Source organism: Caulobacter flavus (genome assembly GCF_003722335.1).
GTDB lineage: Bacteria > Pseudomonadota > Alphaproteobacteria > Caulobacterales > Caulobacteraceae > Caulobacter > Caulobacter flavus.
Genome location: NZ_CP026100.1, coordinates 4,039,759 through 4,060,460, shown reverse-complemented (window position 1 = coordinate 4,060,460; position 20,702 = coordinate 4,039,759). Strand labels below are relative to the sequence as shown.

General features: G+C 70.0%; 15 protein-coding genes and 1 pseudogene. 10 read left to right on the top strand and 6 right to left on the bottom strand.

The window, feature by feature from the left end:
* Positions 1 to 19: 19 nt before the first annotated feature.
* Positions 20 to 1,168, bottom strand: a complete 1,149-nt coding sequence (locus C1707_RS18495; RefSeq protein ID WP_101715463.1) for a bifunctional 2-C-methyl-D-erythritol 4-phosphate cytidylyltransferase/2-C-methyl-D-erythritol 2,4-cyclodiphosphate synthase — start codon at positions 1,166 to 1,168, stop codon at positions 20 to 22.
* A gap of 100 nt (positions 1,169 to 1,268) precedes the next feature.
* On the opposite strand from C1707_RS18495, the gene dusB reads away from it, so the two are divergent.
* The 8 genes and pseudogenes from dusB to hflX all read left to right on the top strand — a co-directional run bounded on the left by dusB (position 1,269) and on the right by hflX (position 11,125).
* Positions 1,269 to 2,276 carry a tRNA dihydrouridine synthase DusB gene (gene dusB / locus C1707_RS18490; protein WP_101715464.1) on the top strand — a complete coding sequence of 336 codons (1,008 nt, stop codon included), beginning with the start codon at positions 1,269 to 1,271 and terminating at the stop codon, positions 2,274 to 2,276.
* Entirely contained in the window at positions 2,273 to 3,388 is a 1,116-nt protein-coding gene (locus C1707_RS18485; RefSeq protein ID WP_101715465.1) for a two-component system sensor histidine kinase NtrB, read from the top strand. The genes dusB and C1707_RS18485 overlap by 4 nt, the downstream gene beginning before the upstream one ends.
* A gap of 4 nt (positions 3,389 to 3,392) precedes the next feature.
* Positions 3,393 to 4,814 carry a sigma 54-interacting transcriptional regulator gene (locus C1707_RS18480; protein WP_058348895.1) on the top strand — a complete coding sequence of 474 codons (1,422 nt, stop codon included), beginning with the start codon at positions 3,393 to 3,395 and terminating at the stop codon, positions 4,812 to 4,814.
* A gap of 70 nt (positions 4,815 to 4,884) precedes the next feature.
* Positions 4,885 to 7,128: a sensor histidine kinase NtrY-like gene (locus C1707_RS18475; protein WP_101715466.1), complete on the top strand. Its 2,244-nt coding sequence runs from the start codon at positions 4,885 to 4,887 to the stop codon at positions 7,126 to 7,128.
* Positions 7,125 to 8,512: pseudogene (gene ntrX / locus C1707_RS18470) on the top strand (nitrogen assimilation response regulator NtrX). Before C1707_RS18475 ends, ntrX begins: the two are co-directional and overlap by 4 nt.
* A 7-nt stretch (positions 8,513 to 8,519) precedes the next feature.
* Complete coding sequence (locus C1707_RS18465; RefSeq protein WP_101715468.1) at positions 8,520 to 9,383, top strand: D-amino-acid transaminase; 864 nt, start codon at positions 8,520 to 8,522, stop codon at positions 9,381 to 9,383.
* A 127-nt stretch (positions 9,384 to 9,510) separates the two neighbouring features.
* Complete coding sequence (hfq, locus tag C1707_RS18460) at positions 9,511 to 9,759, top strand: RNA chaperone Hfq (protein ID WP_058348899.1); 249 nt, start codon at positions 9,511 to 9,513, stop codon at positions 9,757 to 9,759.
* A gap of 13 nt (positions 9,760 to 9,772) precedes the next feature.
* Entirely contained in the window at positions 9,773 to 11,125 is a 1,353-nt protein-coding gene (gene hflX / locus C1707_RS18455; RefSeq protein WP_101715469.1) for a GTPase HflX, read from the top strand.
* A 143-nt stretch (positions 11,126 to 11,268) separates the two neighbouring features.
* Here hflX and mazG read toward each other — a convergent pair whose 3' ends face one another.
* From mazG to C1707_RS18430, 5 genes are all read right to left on the bottom strand, one after another.
* A complete protein-coding gene (mazG, locus tag C1707_RS18450; RefSeq protein WP_101715470.1) occupies positions 11,269 to 12,105 on the bottom strand; it encodes a nucleoside triphosphate pyrophosphohydrolase in 837 nt (278 codons plus the stop codon).
* Complete coding sequence (locus C1707_RS18445; RefSeq protein WP_101715471.1) at positions 12,059 to 13,456, bottom strand: MFS transporter; 1,398 nt, start codon at positions 13,454 to 13,456, stop codon at positions 12,059 to 12,061. The genes mazG and C1707_RS18445 overlap by 47 nt, the downstream gene beginning before the upstream one ends.
* Before the next feature lie 85 nt (positions 13,457 to 13,541).
* Positions 13,542 to 14,045, bottom strand: coding sequence for a hypothetical protein (locus C1707_RS18440; RefSeq protein ID WP_240633740.1), 504 nt, complete (start codon positions 14,043 to 14,045; stop codon positions 13,542 to 13,544).
* Between the two features lie 28 nt (positions 14,046 to 14,073).
* Positions 14,074 to 15,249, bottom strand: a complete 1,176-nt coding sequence (nhaA, locus tag C1707_RS18435; protein ID WP_101715472.1) for a Na+/H+ antiporter NhaA — start codon at positions 15,247 to 15,249, stop codon at positions 14,074 to 14,076.
* Positions 15,250 to 15,321: 72 nt separating this feature from the next.
* Positions 15,322 to 16,782, bottom strand: coding sequence for a cobyric acid synthase (locus C1707_RS18430; protein WP_101715473.1), 1,461 nt, complete (start codon positions 16,780 to 16,782; stop codon positions 15,322 to 15,324).
* 88 nt (positions 16,783 to 16,870) lie between these two features.
* Here C1707_RS18430 and C1707_RS18425 point away from each other — a divergent pair, with 88 nt between their 5' ends.
* Positions 16,871 to 17,164, top strand: coding sequence for an FAD assembly factor SdhE (locus C1707_RS18425; protein WP_101715497.1), 294 nt, complete (start codon positions 16,871 to 16,873; stop codon positions 17,162 to 17,164).
* A gap of 49 nt (positions 17,165 to 17,213) precedes the next feature.
* Positions 17,214 to 20,678 (top strand): transcription-repair coupling factor, encoded by a 3,465-nt coding sequence (gene mfd / locus C1707_RS18420; RefSeq protein WP_101715474.1) that lies wholly within the window; start codon positions 17,214 to 17,216, stop codon positions 20,676 to 20,678.
* Positions 20,679 to 20,702: the final 24 nt, after the last annotated feature.

Sequence of the window (20,702 nt, the reverse complement as noted above, 5' to 3'; positions counted from 1 at the left end):
CGACTCCTTTGACTTCAGACTAGAGCGGCGTCTCCACCGTCGCCACCGCCTGGGCGGCCAGGCCTTCGCCGCGGCCGGTGAAACCCATCTTCTCGGTCGTGGTCGCCTTCACGCTGACGCGGTCGAGCGGCAGGTCGAGGATCTCGGCCAGGCGCTGGCGCATGGCCTCGCGGTGCGGCTTGATCTTGGGGCGTTCGCAGATCAGCGTGACGTCCACGTTGATCAGCCGGCCGCCGCGCTTGCGCACCAGATCGACGGCGTGGATCAGGAACTTGTCCGAGGCCGCGCCCTTCCACTGCGGGTCGGTCGGCGGGAAGTGGTCGCCAATGTCGCCGTCGCCGATGGCCCCCAGCACCGCGTCGGTCAGGGCATGGAGGCCGGCGTCGGCGTCCGAATGGCCGATCAGGGTCTCGTCGTGGGCGATCTCGACGCCGCACAGCCAGACCGACTCGCCCGGCCCCCAGCGGTGGGCGTCGAAGCCCTGGCCGATGCGGGTGATGCGGGCGCCGCCCGCCAGCCGTTCGGCCATGGCGAAGTCCTCCGGATAGGTCAGTTTGGTCAGCAGCGGGTCTCCAGCCGAAATGGCGACCTTGCCGCCGTCGGCCTCGACCACCTGGGCGTCGTCGGTCGGCTCGCTGTCGCCGCTCCAGGCGGCGTAGGCGGCCAGCAGGCGATCGCGACGGAAGGCCTGCGGGGTCTGGGCGCGCCAGAGGCCGTCGCGAGAGGTCGTGGTCGCCCCCGACTCGCCGCCGCGCTTGAGGGTGTCGGCCACGGGCAGGGCAGGGACAACGCCGTCGGCGCCGTCCAGCGCGGCCAGCACGCCATCCACAACGGCCTTGGTCAGGAAGGGGCGGGCGGCGTCGTGCACCAGCACCGGCTCGTCCGACGGGCGATGGGCGAGGGCGGCCAGGCCCGACCGAACCGACAGCGCGCGGGTGGCGCCGCCCGGGGCGAAGCGCCAGCCGTCGAGGCCGGCCAAGGTTTCGCCCAGCATGTCCTGCATGCTCGGGTCGGTCACGATTGCGAGATCAGCGGCCCCGGACGCCAGCAGGACCTCGACCGACCAGCGCAGCACGGGTTTCCCCGCCAGATCCCGCCACTGCTTGGCCTGGCCGGGTCCGGCCCTGGTGCCGCTGCCCGCGGCGACGATGACGGCTGAGAAGGTCATGGCCCGTGTCTAACGTTGTCGTCGGACATGTCCAGCCAACGGAGGGCTTTACTGCGCTGCACAATGTGCCTAAAAACACAGCGGTGGGGATGATCATAAAATGAGCAAGCAGCTCGCAGTCGGCGCCGTCACGGTGCCCGGGCGGGTATGGATTGCGCCGATGACAGGCGTGTCCGACCTCCCGTTCAGAGAAACGGCCACGCGCCTCGGCGCATCATACGTGGCCACCGAAATGGTCGCCTGCGCGGAATTCGCGAAGGGTCGGCCCGACGTCGTCCGCCGCGCGGCCGTCGGCGAAGGCCTGCCGCTTATGGTCGTACAGCTCGTCGGCCGCGATCCGGCGTTCATGGCGCAGGGCGCCCGCCTGGCGGCCGAGGCCGGGGCCGAGATCATCGACCTCAACTTCGGCTGCCCCGCCAAGGAAGTCACCGCCGGCGCCGCTTCGGGGTCTGCCCTGATGCGCGAGCCCGACCTGGCCGAGGCCCTGGTCGCCGCCGCCGTCCAGGCCGTCGACGTGCCCGTCACGGTCAAGATGCGCCTGGGCTGGGACGACGCCAGCCGCAATGCGCCCGAGATCGCCGCTCGCGCCGAAGCCGCCGGAGCCCGCGCCATCACGGTCCACGGCCGCACCCGCTGCCAGTTCTACAAGGGCGAGGCCGACTGGGCCGCCGTCGCGCCGGTCAAGCGGGCCGTCTCGGTGCCGGTGCTGGTCAATGGCGACATCGTCGACGCCGACAGCGCTCGCAGGGCGCTGGAGCAATCCGGCGCCGACGGCGTCATGATCGGACGGGGCGTCTATGGCCGTCCCTGGATCGCCCAGGCCATCGAAGCCGCGCTGGACGGTCGTGACTTCGTCGAGCCGCAGGCCGAGGAGCGCCTGGCCATCGCGCTCACCCATTTCCGCCGCAGCTTGTCGTTCTACGGCGAGCGCCAGGGGCTGAAGATGTTCCGCAAGCACCTGGCTTCGTACATCGAGGCCGCGCCCTGGCCCGAGACCGCCGAGGCGCGCCGCGCCGCGCGCGCCGCCCTGTGCCGGATCGACGATCCGGCCGCCCTGGAAATCGCCCTGGCCGATCTGTGGCTCGCTGGCGGGAGGATCGCCGCATGACCGACCGCGCCCGCATCCTCTCTGGCTCCGCGTTGGACGCCCTCAAGGCCTCCGCCTTCGAGCTCAGCCCCGAACCTGCCCTGGTGGTCGACCGCGAGGGCGGCCTGGTGGCCGTCAACGAGTCGGCCGAGGCATTGTTTGGGCACGGCCTGTCGCTGCTGGCGCGCGGCCGCTTCCGCGCGGCCCTGCCGCCGGGCTCGGTGCTCGTCTCGCTGATGGACCGAGCCGTGTTCGAAGGCGCGCTGGTCCGCGAGCACGGCGTAGAGGTCAATCTGTTCGGCCAGCCGCCGTTCGAGGCCGACGGCGCGGCCGTGCCCCTTGGCGACGGCTCGGTGCTGCTGACCCTGCACGTCAAGGGCGCGCTGGGCGTCGAGCGCGGCGCCGACCAGGCCGGCCTGCGCTCGGTGGTCGGCCTTGGCCGCATGCTGGCCCACGAGATCAAGAACCCGCTGGCCGGCATCCGCGGCGCGGCCCAGTTGCTGAAGACCGGCGCCAGCGCCGCCGATCAGCCGCTGGCCCAGCTGATCGTCGACGAGACCGACCGCATCCGTCGCCTCGTCGATCGCATGGAGGCGTTCTCCGAGCAGGCGCCGACCCCGCGCGAGGCGGTCAACATCCACCAGGTGCTGGACCGCGTGCGCGCCCTGGTCGCCAACGGCGTCGCCGACGGCCTGTATCTGCGCGACCACTACGATCCCTCGCTGCCGCCGGTCTGGGGCGACGAGGACCAGCTGATCCAGATCTTCCTGAACCTTGTGAAGAACGCCTCCGAGGCCGCCCACATGCGCGGCGACGGACAGGGCGAGCTGACCATCCACACCGCCTGGCGCCCGGGCGTCCGGGTGCGCGGCGCCGACGGCAAGTCGGCGTCCAGCGCCCCGATCGAGATCCGGGTGCAGGACAACGGCCCTGGCGTTCCGCAGAGCCTGCGCGAGCACCTGTTCCAGCCCTTCGTGACCACCAAGGCCAACGGCACCGGCCTTGGCCTGGCCCTGGTCACCAAGCTCGTGACGGCCCACGGGGGCCTGATCGATTTCGAATCCGAGCCCGGCCGCACCGTGTTCCGCGTGTTGCTGCCCGTGGCGCCTGAGCCTTCCTTGGGAGACGCGTGAGTACATGAACGCCGCAAACAAGAAGATTCTGATCGCCGACGACGACTCCTCGGTCCGTCTGGTGCTCAGCCAGGCCTTCACCCGTCTCGGATACCAGGTCAGGGCCACCGGCAACGCCACGACCCTGCTCAAGTGGGTCAGCGACGGCGAGGGCGACCTGGTCGTCACCGACGTGATGATGCCCGACGAGAACGTGTTCGACGTGCTGCCGCGCATCCGCAAGGAGCGTCCGAAGCTGCCGATCATCGTGATGAGCGCGCAGAACACCCTGCTGACGGCCGTCAACGCCGCCGACGCCGGGGCCTTCGAGTACGTCTCCAAGCCCTTCGACCTTGATGACGTGACCGCTGCCGCCCGCCGCGCCCTCTCGCGTCCGGCCGACGCCGAGGCCTCCAAGGCCCAGGCCCGGGCCATGCGCGACGAACGCCTGCCGCTGATCGGCCGCTCGGCGCCGATGCAGGAGGTGTATCGCACCATCGCCCGCCTGGTCGGCGCCGACCTCACCGTCCTGATCCTGGGCGAGAGCGGCACCGGCAAGGAGCTGGTCGCCCGCGCGCTGCACGACCTGGGTCGCCGCCGCGACGGCAAGTTCGTGGTCATCAACCTGGCCGCCGTGCCGCGCGAGCGCGTCGAGGCCGAGCTGTTCGGACGCGGGGAGGGCGACAACGGCCGTCTCGTCGAAGCCGACGGCGGCACGCTGTTCCTGGACGAGATCGGCGACATGCCGCTCGACGCCCAGACCCGCCTGCTGCGCGTGATCGACGGCACCGAGCCGGTGATCAATCCCAAGACCGGCCGTCGCCCGAACGTGCGGATCATCGCCGCGACCAATCGCGACCTGCGCGGCCTGATCCAGCAGGGCCTGTTCCGCGAGGATCTGTTCTTCCGTCTCAACGTCGCCCCCGTGCGCCTGCCGCCGCTGCGCGACCGCGCCGAGGATATCCCGGACCTGGCGCGCACCTTCCTGCTGCGCGCCAACCGCGAAGGCCTGCCCGCCAAGACCATCGACCAGAGCGCGCTCGACCGGATGAAGAGCCACTCCTGGCCCGGCAACGTGCGCGAGCTGGAAAACCTGATCCGGCGGATGTGCGCCCTCTACGCCGAGGAGTTGATCACCGCCCGCATCGTCGATCGCGAACTGCAGGACCACGCGCCCGCGCCGCGCGCCGACGAAGGGCCGGTCACCCTGGCGGCCCTGGTCGAGCGCCACCTGGCCTCGCACTTCGCCGAACAGCCAGACGGCGTGCCGGCCGCCGGCCTGTACGACCGCGTGCTGCAGGAGGTCGAGCGTCCGCTGATCCAGCTGACCCTGTCGGCCACTCGCGGCAACCAGGTGCGGGCGGCGGAAATCCTGGGCCTGAACCGCAACACGCTGCGCAAGAAGATCCAGGATCTGGGCGTCGAGATGAGCCGCGGACGACGCTAGAACCGGCGCTGACGCTTTTTCAGCACATCGGTGTTGAGTTTAGGGCACACCCCGCCCTAAACTCGCATCGATGAGTTCCGTCCCGTCAGTTTCGGAATCGGAAGACCGCCCGCGCCGTTTCAGCCGGTCCTGGTGGCGTGAGCTCTTGAGATCACGCTACGTCCTGGGCGGTGGCTACGTGCTGGCGGCGATCCTGACGGCCACTGGCGTCGGCCTGGCCTCTTCGCCGCCGACCACCGGCCCCATCGGGCCGGCCAGCACCGCCATCCTCGTGGTGCTGGGCTTTAACCTCGCCCTGATCCTCTGCGTCGCCGCCATCGTCGGCTGGCGCCTGCTCGACTTGATCGACGCCCGCTCCAGCGACGCCGGCGCCCGCCTGCACCTGCGGTTCGTGGGCCTGTTCTCGGTCGCGGCCGTGGCGCCGGCGGTGATCGTGGCGCTGTTCTTTGGGCTGTTGGTCAATCGCGGCGTCGACGGCTGGTTCAGCAAGCGGGTGACGACGGTGGTCGAGAACTCGGCGACCGTGGCGCGTTCCTACGTTTCCGAGCAGACCAGCTACATCAGCCAGCACATGGGGCCGATGGCCGCGACGCTGAACAGCGCCGCCCCGGCCATGGCCGAATCCCCCGTAGCGTTCGGCCACTTCCTGCGCACCCTGGCCGAGGACAATGGCTTCTCCTCGGCCTACATCCTCGACCGCGACGGCCGGATCCTGGCGCGCGCCGAGCTGGCCGACGCCCCGCCGTTCCTGGCCCCGCCGCCGTCCAGCTTCCGCTGGACCGACACCGGCGAGATCACATCCCAGCGCTTCGTGTCCGAGGACCTGTTCCGGGCGCTCTACAAGCTGAAGGGCTTTCCGGACGGCTACCTCTACATCGCCCGGCCGATCGACAAGGGCATCCTGGCCCACCTGATCGAGTCGGAAGAGTCGCTGATCTCCTATCGCGACGCCGCCGTGAACCGGGCCCGCATCCAGGCGATCTTCGGCCTCAGCTACGTGGAGACAGCGCTGCTGGTGCTGGTCGCCGCCGTCTGGGTCGGCATCGCCGCCGCCAACTCGATCGCGGCGCCGGTCTCGGGCCTCGTCCAGGCCGCAGGCCGGGTGTCGGCCGGCGACCTGGATGCGCGCGTCGACGCCGAGGCCGGGCCGGAGGAAATCCGCGCCTTGTCCAACGCCTTCAACATGATGACGGCGGATCTTCAGACCCAGCAGGCGGCCCTCAAGGACGCCAGCCTCGAGGCTGAGCTGCGCCGCCAGTTCATCGAGACCGTGCTGTCTGGCGTCAGCGCCGGGGTGATCAGCCTGGACGGCGTGGGTCGCATCTCGGCGCTCAATCGCCGCGCCAGCGAGCTCCTGGCGCTGGACGAGGCCGCCGAGGGCCAGGACCTGGTCGAGGCCGCGCCAGAGTTCGCCCAGGTGCTGGAGGAGATCGGCCAGGGACGCCCCGACGCCGAGGTCGAGATCGACGTGGTGCGGGGCGGCGAGACCCTGCGCCTGCGCGTCCGCGCCGCCGGCCACGCCGCCGAGGGCCAGGTGCTGACCTTCGACGACGTCACCCGCCTGATGGCGGCCCAGCGCAACGCGGCCTGGAAGGACGTCGCCCGCCGCATCGCCCACGAGATCAAGAACCCGCTGACGCCGATCCAGCTGTCGGCCGAGCGCATCCGCCGCAAGTACCGCAAGGACATCACCGGCGATCTCGAGACCTTCGACCGCTGCACCGACACCATCATCCGCCAGGTCGGCGACATCGGGCGGATGGTCGACGAGTTCTCGGCCTTCGCCCGCATGCCCGCGCCCCGCTTCGCGCCGGCCGACCTGGCCGAACTGCTGCGCGCAGGCGTCTTCGCCCAGCGCGTCGTCGACGCCGACACCGATGTCGTCATCGACGAGCCGGGCGGCGCGGTCTGGGTCAATTGCGACGCGCGGATGGTCGGCCAGGCCCTGACCAACATCCTGAAGAACGCCGGCGAGGCGGTCGGCGCGCGGCGCCACGTCACGCCCGAGCCGCGCGGCCAGATCGACGCGACCCTGGTCGCCGACGACGAAGCCCTGTGCATCATCGTCGAGGACAACGGCGTCGGCCTGCCCGCGAAGGATCGCGACCGGCTGGCCGAACCCTATGTGACCACCCGCGAGAAGGGGACGGGCCTGGGCCTGGCCATCGTCAAGCGGATCATGGAGGACCACGGCGGCGAGCTGGTCCTCACCGACGCGCACGGCCATGCCGGCGCGCGCGTCGTCCTGAAGTTTCCGGTGTCGGCGCGGCTCGCCGCGGCGCCGACTGCCAACGGCGTAGAGGAGATGACATGAGCGCCGACGTGCTGGTGGTCGACGACGAGGTCGACATCCGCGATCTGGTGGCGGGCATCCTGGAGGACGAAGGCTACGCCGTGCGTACGGCCGCCGACGCCGACCAGGCCCTGGCCGCGCTGCGCGCCCGCAAGCCGGCCCTGCTGGTCCTCGACATCTGGATGCAGGGCGGGGGCATGGACGGGCTGGAGCTGCTCGACATGGTCAAGACGCTCGACGCCGACCTCCCGGTGATCATGATCTCGGGCCACGGCAACATCGAGACGGCCGTCAGCGCCATCAAGCGCGGCGCCTACGAGTTCCTGGAGAAGCCATTCAAGTCCGACCGGCTGCTGCTGGTGGTCGAGCGGGCCCTGGAGGCGGCCAATCTCAAGCGCGAGAACCGCCGCTTGCGAGCCCAGAGCTTCGCCTCCGACGGCCTGATGGGCAAGTCGCAGGCCGCCCAGGCCCTGCGTCAGATGATCGCCAAGGTCGCCCCGGCCAACAGCCGCGTGCTCGTCGCCGGTCCGCCGGGGTCGGGCAAGGAACTGGTCGCCCGCCTGATCCACGGCGCCAGCGCGCGCACCCGGGCCGAGTTCGTGGCGGTCAGCGCGGCCGGCATGGCCCCGAGCGCCTGGACGTCGAGCTGTTCGGCGAGGAAGGCGAGGGCGGCCGCCCGCGCAAGATCGGCGTGTTCGAGCGCGCCCACGGCGGCACGCTCTATCTCGACGAAGTGGCCGACATGCCGCGCGAGACCCAGAGCCGCATCCTGCGGGTGCTGGTCGAGCAGCGCTTCCGTCGCGTCGGCGGCGACAGCGACGTGCAGGTCGACGTGCGGGTGATCTCGTCCACCTCGCGCGATCTGCGCGAGGAGATCGCCGCCGGGCGCTTCCGCGAGGATCTTTTCCATCGCCTCAACGTGGTGCCGGTGCGCGTGCCGGGCCTGGCCGAGCGCCGCGAGGACATCCCCGAGCTGATCGCCTATTTCATCGAGCGGATCAGCGAGGCCACCGGCATGCAGCGCCGCCGCCTGGGCGAGGACGCCCTGGCGACCCTGCAGGTCCAGGCCTGGCCCGGCAACGTGCGCCAGCTGCGCAACAACGTCGAACGCATGCTGATCCTGGCCGCCGGCGAGCCAGGCGACCTGATCACCGCCGAGATGCTGAACGCCTCCGAGCAGCCGTCCAGCGGCGGCTCGGGCGCGATCGGCGCCGAGCGGATCATCGCCCTGCCGCTGCGCGAGGCCCGCGAACTGTTCGAGCGCGAGTACCTCAACGCCCAGATCCTGCGGTTCGGCGGCAACATCTCGCGCACGGCCAACTTCATCGGCATGGAGCGCTCGGCGCTGCACCGCAAGCTGAAGTCCCTGGGCGTGGCCGGCGGCCGCGGCGAGGAAGAAGAGTAGGACTCCGATGTCGCGTTTCGCTTACGTCAACGGCCGCTTCGTCCGTCACGGCCAGGCCGCCGTGCACATCGAGGACCGCGGCTACCAGCTGGCCGACGGGGTCTACGAGGTCTGGGCCGTGTTCGACGGCAAGCTGGCCGACGCCGAAGGCCATTTCGCTCGCCTGTGGCGCAGCCTCGACGAACTGCGCATCGCCCATCCGATGAGCGAGGCGTCTCTGATCGTGGTGCTGCGCGAAGCCATCCGCCGCAACCACGTGCGCGAGGGCCTCGTCTATCTGCAGGTCAGCCGGGGCGTCGCCAAGCGCGACCACGCCTTTCCGAGCCCGGCCGTGCCGCCGGCGGTCGTCATCACCGCCCGCTCGGTCGACCGCGCCGCCATCGAGGCCAAGGCCGCCAAGGGCTCGGCCGTGATCACCGTGCCTGAGAACCGCTGGGGCCGCTGCGACATCAAGACCATCGGCCTCTTGCCCAACGCCCTGGCCAAGCAGGCCGCCCGCGAGCGCGGCGCGATCGAGGCCTGGTTCGTCGACGACCTGGGCCTGGTCACCGAAGGCGCCTCGTCCAACGCCTGGATCGTCGACGCCGAAGGGCGCCTGCGCACGCGCGACACCCAGGCCAACATCCTGCGCGGGGTCACCCGGCTGACCTTGCTCGACGTCATCGCGCAGGCCGGCCTGCCGGTCGCCGAGCAGCCTTTCACGGTGGAGGAGGCCAAGTCGGCCCGCGAAGCCTTCATCACGGGCGCGGGCAGCCTCGTGACGCCCATCACCAGCGTCGACGGCGTCAAGATCGGCGACGGAACGGTGGGACCGGTGGCGAGCCGCCTGCGGGCTCTCTATATCGAGCGGGCGCGCGCGGGAGCGATCTAGGATCGTTCACCGCCCTGCGTGCATTTTCTCGCCGGAAAGTCATATCAAACGGCGAAAAATGCTCTAGCATGAGCTTGTTTGTGTGGAGGGCGTTCTGCCTTCCGATTTCAACGAGAGGGGAATCCCCATGTCCGCCGACAAGAAACAGAATCTTCAGGACACCTTCCTGAACAGCGTGCGCAAGTCCAAGACGCCGCTCACCATCTTCCTGGTCAACGGCGTCAAGCTGCAGGGCGTGGTCAGCTGGTTCGACAACTTCTGCGTCCTGCTGCGCCGCGACGGCCAGTCGCAACTGGTCTACAAGCACGCCATCTCGACGATCATGCCGGCTCAGCCCGTTCAGCTGTACGAGCCGAGCGCCGATCAAGACGACTAAGTCCAAGGCTCTTTTGTCAAAATCTACTTCTAAGTCCCCCGATGGACTTATCGATCACGCCGACCCGATCCTTCGGGCCTTCGTGATCCATCCGGTGCGGCCTGCTCGCGGGCAGGCCGCTCTGGAGGCGCGCGACCCCAAGGCGCGCCTCGAAGAGGCCGTCGGCCTCGCCGTCGCCCTCGATCTCGACGTCGTCGAAACGGCCATCGCGCCGCTTCGCGCCGTCACGCCCGCCACCCTGTTCGGCAGCGGCAAGATCGCCGAGTTCAAGGCGATCTGCGAGGTCGAGCACATCGACGTCGCCGTGTTCGACGACCAGCTCACCCCCGTCCAGCAGCGCAATCTCGAGCGCGGCCTGGGCGTCAAGGTGGTCGACCGCACGGGCCTGATCCTCGAGATCTTCGCCCGCCGCGCCCGCACCCGCGAAGGCAAGCTGCAGGTCGAACTGGCCAGGCTCGACTACGAGCGCTCGCGCCTCGTGCGCACCTGGACCCACCTTGAGCGCCAGCGCGGCGGCACCGGCTCGACCGGCGGCCCCGGCGAAACCCAGATCGAACTCGACCGGCGCCTGATCGCCGGCACGATCGGCAAGCTCAAGCGCGAGCTGGAGGAGGTGCGGCGCACCCGCACCCTGCACCGCAGCGCCCGCAAGAAGGTCCCGTACCCGACGGTGGCGCTGGTGGGTTACACCAACGCCGGCAAGTCGACGCTGTTCAACCGCCTGACCAACGCCGAGGTCGTGGCCCAGGACATGCTGTTCGCCACGCTCGACCCGACCTTGCGGACGGTGAAGCTGCCCGACGGCCGCCCGGCCATCCTGTCCGACACCGTGGGCTTCATTTCCGACCTGCCGCACGAGCTGGTCGAGGCCTTCCGCGCCACCCTCGAGGAGGTGCAGGAAGCCGACGTGGTGCTGCACGTCCGTGACGTCGCCAACCCGGACACCGACGCCCAGGCGCGCGACGTCCAGGCGGTGCTGGCCGAGCTGAAGGTCACGGCCGACGACGGCAAGACCGTCGTCGAGGTGTGGAACAAGATCGACCTGGTCGAGGGCGAGGAGCGCGAGATCCTCGAAGGCCGCGCAAAGCGGGTCGACGCCTCGCCGGTCTCCGCGGTCACCGGCGAAGGCTGCGCCGAGCTGCTCAAGCGGGTCGGCGGGCTGATCGACGACACCCCGCCGATGGCCCTTCGCCTTAGCCCCGCCGACGGCGAAGCCCTGGCCTGGATCTATCGCAACGGCCGGGTGGTCGAGCGCGAGGACACCGAGGATGGAGAAATCTGCCTGGTGGCCCGCATGGACCCGCAGGCCCTGGGTCGCTTCGAACGGCAGTTCCCGACCGTGTGGGTGATGCCGATCGGGGAGTGATTTCACTCTCCTTGGCCCTCCTAAAGTTCGTCATCCCGGAAAGCCCGCAGGGCTTATCTGGGACCCAGAGGCGGCGCGTTGCGGCTGCTCCTGGGTCCCGGCTCTGCGCTTCGCTCTGGCCGGGATGACGATCTTTCTGGGGGCTATTTGCCAGCCTTCTCCGCCGCCTTCGCCGCGTCCCACAGCGCGTCCATCTCCGCCAGGTCCGACTGGTCGGGCGTGCGGCCGTCCTTGGCCAACTGCGCCTCGATGAAGGCGAAGCGGCGGGCGAACTTGGCGTTGGTGGCGCGCAGGGCGTCTTCGGGTTCGACATCCAGCTTGCGGGCCAGGTTGGCGCAGACGAACAGGATGTCGCCCAACTCCTCGCGCGCCTTGGCCTGGTCGCCGGCCTCGATCTCGACCTGGAGCTCGGCGACTTCCTCGGCCAGCTTGGCCAGCACTTCGTCGGTCGAGGGCCAGTCGAAGCCGACGCGCGCCGCGCGCTTGGTCAGCTTCACCGCCCGGGTCAGGGCGGGCAGGCCGGCCGGCACGTCGTCGAGCACGCCGCCCTTCTTCTTGGCCTTGCGCTCCTGCGCCTTCAGCTCTTCCCACCCGGCCTTCTGGTCGGCCAGGTCGTCATAGGCATGGTCGCCGAACACGTGCGGGTGCCGGCGGATCATCTTGTCCGAGATCGACCGGGCCACGTCCTCCAGGTCGAACACGCCTTGCTCCTCGGCCATGCGGGAATGGAACACCACCTGCAGCAGGAGGTCGCCCAGTTCCTCTTTCAGGTCGGACAGGTCGCCGCGCTCGATGGCGTCGGCGACCTCGTAGGCCTCCTCGATCGTGTAGGGCGCGATCGTGCCGAAGGTCTGCTCGATGTCCCACGGGCAGCCGTTCTGCGGGTCGCGCAGGCGGGCCATGATCTCGACCAGCGTGAAGAGCGGATGCTCCTCACTGGGCTGCGGAGGGCGCGGTGCTGGTGTCGGAGAGGCGGTCATGCGGGCTCGCTTCGGCGTGGGCTTGCGCTGCGTCGCGCGCGTCCAGTTTGGCGCGGATCTCGGCGTGGCGCTTGGCGTCCAGCGGATAGCGCACGATGATGACCGAGACCAGCACGCCCAGCGCCGCCGGAACCACCGTGTAGAGCACGATCAGGGCGGTATCGCCCTGGGCGCTGGGAATCTTGGGGTCGAAGCCCAGCTTCTCCAGCACCAGGAACACGCCGATGGCCAAGGCAAAGCCCAGTTTCACCGTGCCGTTGACGATGGCGTAGAGCAGGCCGGTGCGGTCGACGCCGGTGTTCAGCCGCTCCTCGTCGCCGATGTCGGCCATCATCGAGCGCACCAGCAGAGGCGCGGCCGAGTAGGGCAGGCCGGCCAGGACGAGCACAGCCACGCCGAACAGGTTGATCCCGCTGGGCGTGATCACCGCGGCGACCTGGAACACGGCGTACATGACCCCGGCGATCGCCAGCGAGGTGTGCTTGCCCATGGTCTTGGCGATCCAGGGCCACAGCGGCGCGCCGGCCAGGGCGGCGACGAAATAGACCAGCAGCAGGATCCCGGCCTGATCCTTGGGGATGCCCTTGATGCGCTCGAAGAAGAAGAAGAACAGCGCGCCGCCGATGCCCGGCGCCAGGCCCATCAGCAGGTCGGCGACCAGCAGCTTCTGCACGGTCGAGCTCTTGAGCAGGCCCAGATACTGTTTCAGGCCTGCCTCGTGGCGCTGGGCCGGCGCGGGCGGCTCGCCCACGACGACGCCGGCCAGCAGGGCCGTCAGCGGCATCAGCACGATGATGAACCAGCCCATGGCCCGCACGCCGGCGGCGTGGTCGCCCTTGAAGGCGAAGGCCACCAGGGGCGGCAGCAGCAGCACCAGGATCATGCCGACCACGTTGCCGGCGCTCCAGAAGCCGTAGATGCGCGAGCGCTGCTGATAGTCGGGCGACAGGACCGCACCCCAGGCGGTCTGCGCCAGCACGGCCATCGAGAAGCCGATGTAGACGACGATCAGCCATGCCCAGAGGAAGACCGGCCCGATGCCCGGCTTGGCCATGAACAGGGCGTAGGAGGCGGCCATCAGCAGCGGCACGCTAGCCGCCAGCCAGGGGCGGAAACGACCCCACTTGCTGCGGGTTCGGTCCATCAGGCCGCCGAGGATCGGGTCCAGGACGATGTCGGCCAGGCGCACCAGCAGGAAGGCCATGCCCACCACCGACAGCGACAGTCCAAGCTCGCTGACATAGTACTCGGGCAGGTAGACCACGAGCGGCAGCCCCAGACCCGCCAGCGGCAGGGTCGGCGAGGCGTAGGCGGCCAGAACGGCGTTGGATCGTCGCGGCTCGGCGGTCATGCTTCCTCCCCAGGAGCGTCGGCCGCCCCTTTTACTGAACGGCGATCAGACTCTGCGTCGAGGGATCTGGCAAGCGACCGCCGTCTCAGTCCTTCACGAACTCGCCGTCCTCGATCCGGCGCGCCAGGCGGTCGAAGGCGATGCTGGCGTCGCTCCAGGTGGCCGCGTACTGGGACTGCCAGACGTCGGTCTCGTACCAGCGATAGCGGACTGGCGTGCTGACGCCGTCGACCGAGACGTACTCGCCCGAGATCCGCGCCCCGCCGTTGCCGAAGCTTTCCATCGACAGGCCGGGCTTGCTGATCAGTTGCAGCGGCGTGGGGCGGTTGGGCACGGCGTCGTCGATCACCAGCCGCAGGCGGCCGCCCGAGGCGTTCAGCCCGCCGGCGCGGTCCAGGCGGCGCTCGACGGCGCGCTTGAGGTCGCGCGCCAGGTAGTCGAACTCGCGCTGGCCCAGCTTGTCGGCCTTGGCGGCCAGATCGGGACCGATGACCACCTCGACCTGCGAGACGGCCGGGGTGTCGGCCAGCGCCGCGCCAGCCGGCAGGAGAGACGCCGCGGCGGCGGCGAGAAGGACGAAACGCAGCATGGCCGGCGCTCCACTTTGAACCGTTGGGCTAGTTTGAACCTCCATCGGTCGTCGCGCCAGTGCGGCGACGGGGCAGGGCGAAGATCAGCCAGGCCAGCAACGCCGACGCCACCGACCCGGCCAGGACGCCGATCTTGGTCTCCTCGCGCAGCAGGGCGTCCTGAAAAGCCAGGTTGTTGATGAACAGGCTCATGGTGAAGCCGACGCCGCACAGCACGGCCACGCCGTAGAGCTGGCTCCAGGTCACGCCGGTGGGGCGGCGCGCCAGGCCCAGGGCGATGGCCGCCGCGCTGAACGCCATGACGCCCGCCTGCTTGCCCAGAAACAGGCCCAGCGCCGCGCCCAGCGTGGCGGGCGCGGTCAGGACGGAGGCGGTGAGGCCGCCCAGGGCCACGCCGGCGTTGGCGAAGCCGAACACCGGCACGATCAGGTAGGCGACCCAGGGATTTAGCCCGTGCTCCAGCCGGTGCAGCGGCGAATGCTCGCCGCGCGTCGAGGTCAGCGGGATGGTCATAGCCAGCAGCACCCCGGCCAGGGTCGCGTGCACCCCCGACTTCAGGAACAGGAACCACAGCAAGGCGCCCAGCAGCAGATAGGGCCACAGAGCGGCGACCTTCAGGCGGTTCAGCCCGATCAGCCCCGCCAGCACCGCGCCGGCCGCGCCCAGCGCCCACAGCGTCAGGTGGTCGGTGTAGAAGAAGGCGATGATCAGGATCGCGCCCAGGTCGTCGATGATCGCCAGGGCCGCCAGGAAGATCTTCAGCGCGCCCGGCACGCGCGGACCCAGCAATGACAGCACGCCCAGCGCGAAGGCGATGTCGGTGGCGGCCGGAATGGCCCAGCCGGCCCTGACGTCCGGCGCCTCGCGGGCGACCAGCAGATAGATCAGCGCCGGCGCGATCATGCCGCCCAGGGCCGCAAAGCCGGGCAGGGCGCGGCGCGGCCAGGTCGACAGCTCGCCGCCCACGACCTCGCGCTTGATCTCCAGCCCCACCAGCAGGAAGAACACCGCCATCAGGCCGTCGTTGATCCAGTGCTCGACCGACAGCGGGCCGAGATAGGCGTGCAGCGCGTGGAAATAGGCTGCGCCCAGCGGCGAGTTGGCCGTCAGCAGCGCGGCGGCGGCGGCGATCATCAGCAGCACGCCGCCGGCGGACTCGCTGCGCAGGAAATCGCGCAGGGCGGATACGGCGCGTGCCGGCATGTGGGCTCCCAACTCGGATTCGTCAGGGGGCGATTTTGGCCGCTGGCGAGGCGGCGGGCCAGGAAAACCGGACTAGGGCACCCCTGCGATGTGACTGATGGCGGCGATGTCGAGCGAGCGCTCCAGGATTTCGGCGATCTCGTCGAGCGCGGCGTCCACGCGGGTCGACTGGTCCTGACCGTCGGCGGCGACGCCGAGCGGGGCGAGGAGGGCGGTCCGCGCGCTCGCCTTGTCGAACAGGCCGTGGACGTAGGCGCCGGCGATCCTGCCGTCGGCCGAGACCGCGCCATCGGGCCCGTGGCCGTCGATGTCCAGCAGCGGCCGGCCGGTCCCGGCGCCGCTGGTCCGGCCGACATGGATCTCGTAGCCCTCGAAGGCCGCGCCGCCGGCCAGCCGCCCCGTGACCGGGCGCACCGTCTTGTCGCCCGCCAGCACCGTCTCGACGTCGAGCAGGCCAAGCCCCGCCGCCGAACCCGGCGCGCCCTCGACGCCGCCCGGATCGCTGACCGTCCGGCCCAGCATCTGGTAGCCGCCGCAGACGCCCAGCACCCGCCCGCCGCGCCGGGCGTGCGCCAGGATGTCTACGTCCCAGCCTTGCGCGCGCAGGAAGGCCAGGTCCGCCAGGGTCGCCTTGGTTCCCGGCAGGATCACCAGGTCGGCGTCTGCGGGCAACACGCCGCCGGGCGACAGGAACCGAAGATCGATCGCGGGATCGTTCCGCAACGGATCGAAGTCGTCGAAATTGGCGATCCGCGACAGCATCGGCACGACCACCTTGGCGCGCCTGCCTTCCGAAGCGGCCGCCGGCCGCTCCAGCACGACGGCGTCCTCGGCGGGCAGGAAACGCACCGGCGGCAGCCACGGGACCATGCCCAGATCGCTCCAGCCCGTCCGCCGGACGACCTCGGACCGGCCGTCGTCGAACAGCGCCGGATCGCCCCGGAACTTGTTGACGATGAAGCCCTTGATACGCGTCCGGTCGGCTTCGTCGAGCACCAGATGCGCCCCGGCCAGGGCGGCGATCACGTGCCCCCGGTCGATGTCGCCGACCAGGGCCACCGGCACGTCGGCGGCGTGGGCGAAGCCCATGTTGGCGATGTCGCCGGCGCGCAGGTTGGTCTCGGCCGGACTGCCCGCGCCCTCGACCAGCACGAGGTCGGCTTCGGCGGCCAGGCGGCGATAGCTGTCCAGCGTCGTGGCCAGCAGGTCGGGCTTCAGCCCCTGGAACGCCCGGGCCTTGTAGTTCCCGACCACGCGGCCCTGCACCACCACCTGCGCGCCGACGTCGCTCTGCGGCTTCAGGAGCACCGGGTTCATGTGCACGCTGGCCGGCGTGCGGCACGCCACGGCCTGCAGCGCCTGGGCCCGGCCGATCTCGCCGCCGTCGGCGGTGACGGCCGCGTTATTGGACATGTTCTGCGGCTTGAAGGGTCTCACCACCAGTCCGCGATTGGCGAACAGCCGGCACAGCCCCGCCACCAGGGTCGATTTGCCGACGTCGGAGCCGCAGCCCTGGATCATCAAGGAAGCCATGTCCTCGCGCCTAAAGCTGTCAGCAGGCGGGGTCAATCGCGCGGCGACGCTGGCGCCCGGCGGCGGCGCGCTCTATATCGGCGGCCGCATGACCATCGATCACGACGCCCGCCTCCGGCGGCTGAAGTTTCGGGCCTGGCACCGCGGCTTTCGTGAAGCGGACCTCATTCTGGGGCCGTTCGCGGAGACCCATGGGCCGAGCCTGACCCCCGCCCAGCTCGACGTGCTGGAAACCCTGCTGGAACAGTCCGATCGCGAGATCTACGCCTGGATCGTCGGCCAGGAGCCGACGCCCGAGGCGTTCGAGACCGAGATCATGGCGATGATCCGCAAGTTCCGCTTCGAGGCCCACGCCTCGCGGCCGCCCGGCGACGGCGCCTGACCCCTTTGCATTCCGGCGGGCTTCTGTCCGCCAACAGTTGAAGAGCAGCATGGCCTACGACGCCAAACAGATCGCCAAGGCCGCCGGCGGCCTGACCCTGGCCGGCGCGCCCGAGGGCTTCGACGCCCTGGTGATGGCCGACGTCGCCCGCGCCCGAGGCGGCCTCACCGCCTTCATGGCCCGCGACACCGCCCGGGCCAGCGCCTTCATCGACGCCCTGAAGTTCTTCGCCCCCGAGATCGAGGCGGTGCTGCTGCCCTCGTGGGACTGCCTGCCCTACGACAGGATCGGGCCCTCGGCCGGGGTCGCGGCGACGCGCATGTGCACCCTGCACAGGCTGGCGAACGGCCTGGGTCAGACCAAGCCGGCCATGCTGGTCGTCGCCGCGCCGGCCCTGTTGCAGCGGGTGCCCACGAAGGAGGTCCTTCTCCGCGCCAGCTACGGCGCCAAGGTCGGCCAGTCGGTCGACATCAAGGACCTGGAACGCTACTTCGCCGTCAACGGCTACGTCCGTGCCTCTACCGTTTCCGAACGCGGCGAGTTCGCGATCCGCGGCGGGGTCATCGACGTCTATCCGCCGGCGTCTGAAGAGCCCGTGCGCCTGGATCTGTTCGGCGACACCCTCGAGAGCATCCGCGCCTTCGATCCGGAGACCCAGCGCTCGACCAAGCAGCTGAAGTCGATCGAGCTGCTGCCCGTCAGCGAGGCCCTGCTCGACGCCGACGCCGTCTCGCGCTTCCGCGGCTCGTACGTGCGCCTGTTCGGCGCGCCGGGCGACGACGCGCTCTACGCCGCGGTCAGCGACGGCGGCCGCCGCGCCGGCATGGAGCACTGGCTGCCGCTGTTCTACGAGCGGATGGCGACGATCTTCGACTACCTGCCGGCCGGATCGCTGGTCGGCGTCGACCACCAGGCCGCCGAGGCCCGCGACGAGCGGCTGTCGATGATCGCCGACGCCTACGACGCCCGCGCCGCCGCCGACCGCAAGTCGGCCTACCGCCCGCTGGAGCCGCACGCCCTCTACCTGACCGCCAAGGAATGGGACGAGGCGCTTTCCGATCGCCCGCACCGCCAGTTCACGCCGTTCCAGCCGCAGGGCCTCGACGTCGTCGACCTCGGCGCGAAGCTTGGCCGCACCTTCGCCGCCGAACGCGCCCAGGACAGCGTCAACCTGTTCGAGGCCACCGCCGACCACGCCAAGAAGCTGGCCGGGGAGGGAAAACGCGTCCTCTTCGCCTCGTGGTCGGAGGGCTCGTCCGAGCGTCTCGGGACCATGCTGTCGGACCACGGCCTGAAGAAGGTTCCGTTCGCCGGATACTGGCAGGCGGCCAAGGCCAATGATCCCAAGGTTCCCCAGCGCGTCGTCCTGCCGCTCGACGCGGGCTTCGAGACCGACAGCCTCGCGGTCATCTCAGAGACTGACATCCTTGGCGACCGCCTCGCCCGTCCGCGCAAGAAGCGCCGCGCCGCCAACTTCCTGGCCGAGGCCAGCGCGCTCACCCCGGGTGATCTCGTCGTCCACATCGACCACGGCATCGGCCGCTACGAGGGCCTCAAGACCCTCGACGTCCAGGGCGCGCCGCACGACTGCCTCGACCTGATGTATGGCGGCGAGGCCAAGCTGTACCTGCCGGTCGAGAACATCGACCTGCTGACCCGTTACGGCGCCGACGGCGAGAACGTCCAGCTCGACAAGCTGGGCGGCGCGGCCTGGCAGGGCCGCAAGGCCAAGGCGAAAGAACGCCTGCGGGTCATGGCCGAGGGCCTGATCCAGATCGCCGCCGCCCGCTCGCTGAAGTCGGTGGAAGAGACCGATCCGCCGTCGGGCGTGTTCGACGAGTTCTGCGCCCGCTTTCCTTACGAAGAGACGGAAGACCAGCTCAACGCCATCCACGACGTCTTGGAAGACCTGTCGTCGGGCAAGCCGATGGACCGGCTGATCTGCGGCGACGTCGGCTTCGGCAAGACCGAAGTGGCCCTGCGCGCCGCCTTCGTCGTGGCCATGAGCGGCAAGCAGGTGGCCATCGTCTGCCCGACCACCCTGCTGGCCCGCCAGCACTACAAGACCTTCAAGGAACGCTTCCAAGGCTGGCCGATCAAGGTGACGCGCCTGTCGCGCCTGGTCACCGGCAAGGAAGCCGCCGACACCCGCGAGGGCCTGGCCAACGGCCAGCTGGAGATCGTGGTCGGCACCCATGCGGTGCTGTCCAAGCAGGTCGCCTTCAAGGACCTGGGCCTGGTCATCGTCGACGAGGAGCAGCACTTCGGGGTCAAGCACAAGGAGAAGCTGAAGGAGCTTCGCGCCGACGTGCACATGCTGACCCTGACCGCCACGCCCATTCCGCGTACGCTCCAGATGGCGCTGTCGGGCATCCGGGAGATGTCGATCATCGCCACCCCGCCGGTCGATCGCCTGGCGGTGCGCACCTACATCACGCCCTTCGACGCCGTCACCGTGCGCGAGGCCCTGCTGCGCGAGAAGTATCGCGGGGGCCAGGCCTACTATGTCGTGCCGCGCCTGAAGGACCTGGAGGACATCGAGAAGTTCCTCCGCACCCAGGTGCCGGAGATCAAGTACGTCGTCGGCCACGGCCAGATGAGCGCCACCCAGCTCGAGGAGGTGATGACCGCCTTCTACGAGGGCCAGTACGACGTGCTTCTTGCTACGACCATTGTCGAGAGTGGGCTGGATATCCCATCGGCCAACACCCTGGTGGTGCACCGGGCCGACATGTTCGGCCTGGCCCAACTCTACCAGATCCGGGGACGCGTCGGCCGCTCCAAGGCCCGCGCCTACGCCTACCTGACCACGCCCGCCGAGAAGCAGATCACCCTGTCGGCCGAGAAGCGCCTGAAGGTGCTGCAGTCGCTCGACAGCCTAGGCGCCGGCTTCCAGCTGGCCAGCCACGACCTCGACATCCGAGGCGGCGGCAACCTGCTGGGCGACGAGCAGAGCGGCCACATCAAGGAGATCGGCGTCGAGCTCTACCAGCAGATGCTGGAAGACGCCGTGGCGACCCTGCGTGAGCGCCAGGGCGCCGAAGCCCTGCTGGAAGACCGCGCCTGGTCGCCGCAGATCAACACCGGCGCGGCCGTGATGATCCCCGACGACTACGTGCCCGACCTCAACGTGCGCCTGTCGCTCTACCGCCGCCTGTCGGAAGCCGAGAAGGCCGCCGACCGCGAGGCCCTGGCCGCCGAGATGATCGATCGCTTCGGCCCGCTGCCGCCCGAAACCGACTCCTTGCTGAAAGTCGTCGGCATCAAGGGCATGTGCCGCGAGGCCAATGTCGCCAAGATCGACGTCGGCCCCAAGGGCGCGGTGCTCAGCTTCCGCAACGACGAGTTCGCCAACCCGCTGCCGCTGATGCAGTTCATCGGCAAGAACAGCCTGATCTGGAAGGCCCGCCCCGACCAGAAGGTGGTGGTCAAGGGCGAGTGGGACACGCCCGCCCAGCGCCTCGACGCCGCGGAGAAGATACTGGTCCAGCTGGTCAAGCTGGCGAAGGGCTGACCCCTCAGTCGGCTCGCGACAGCC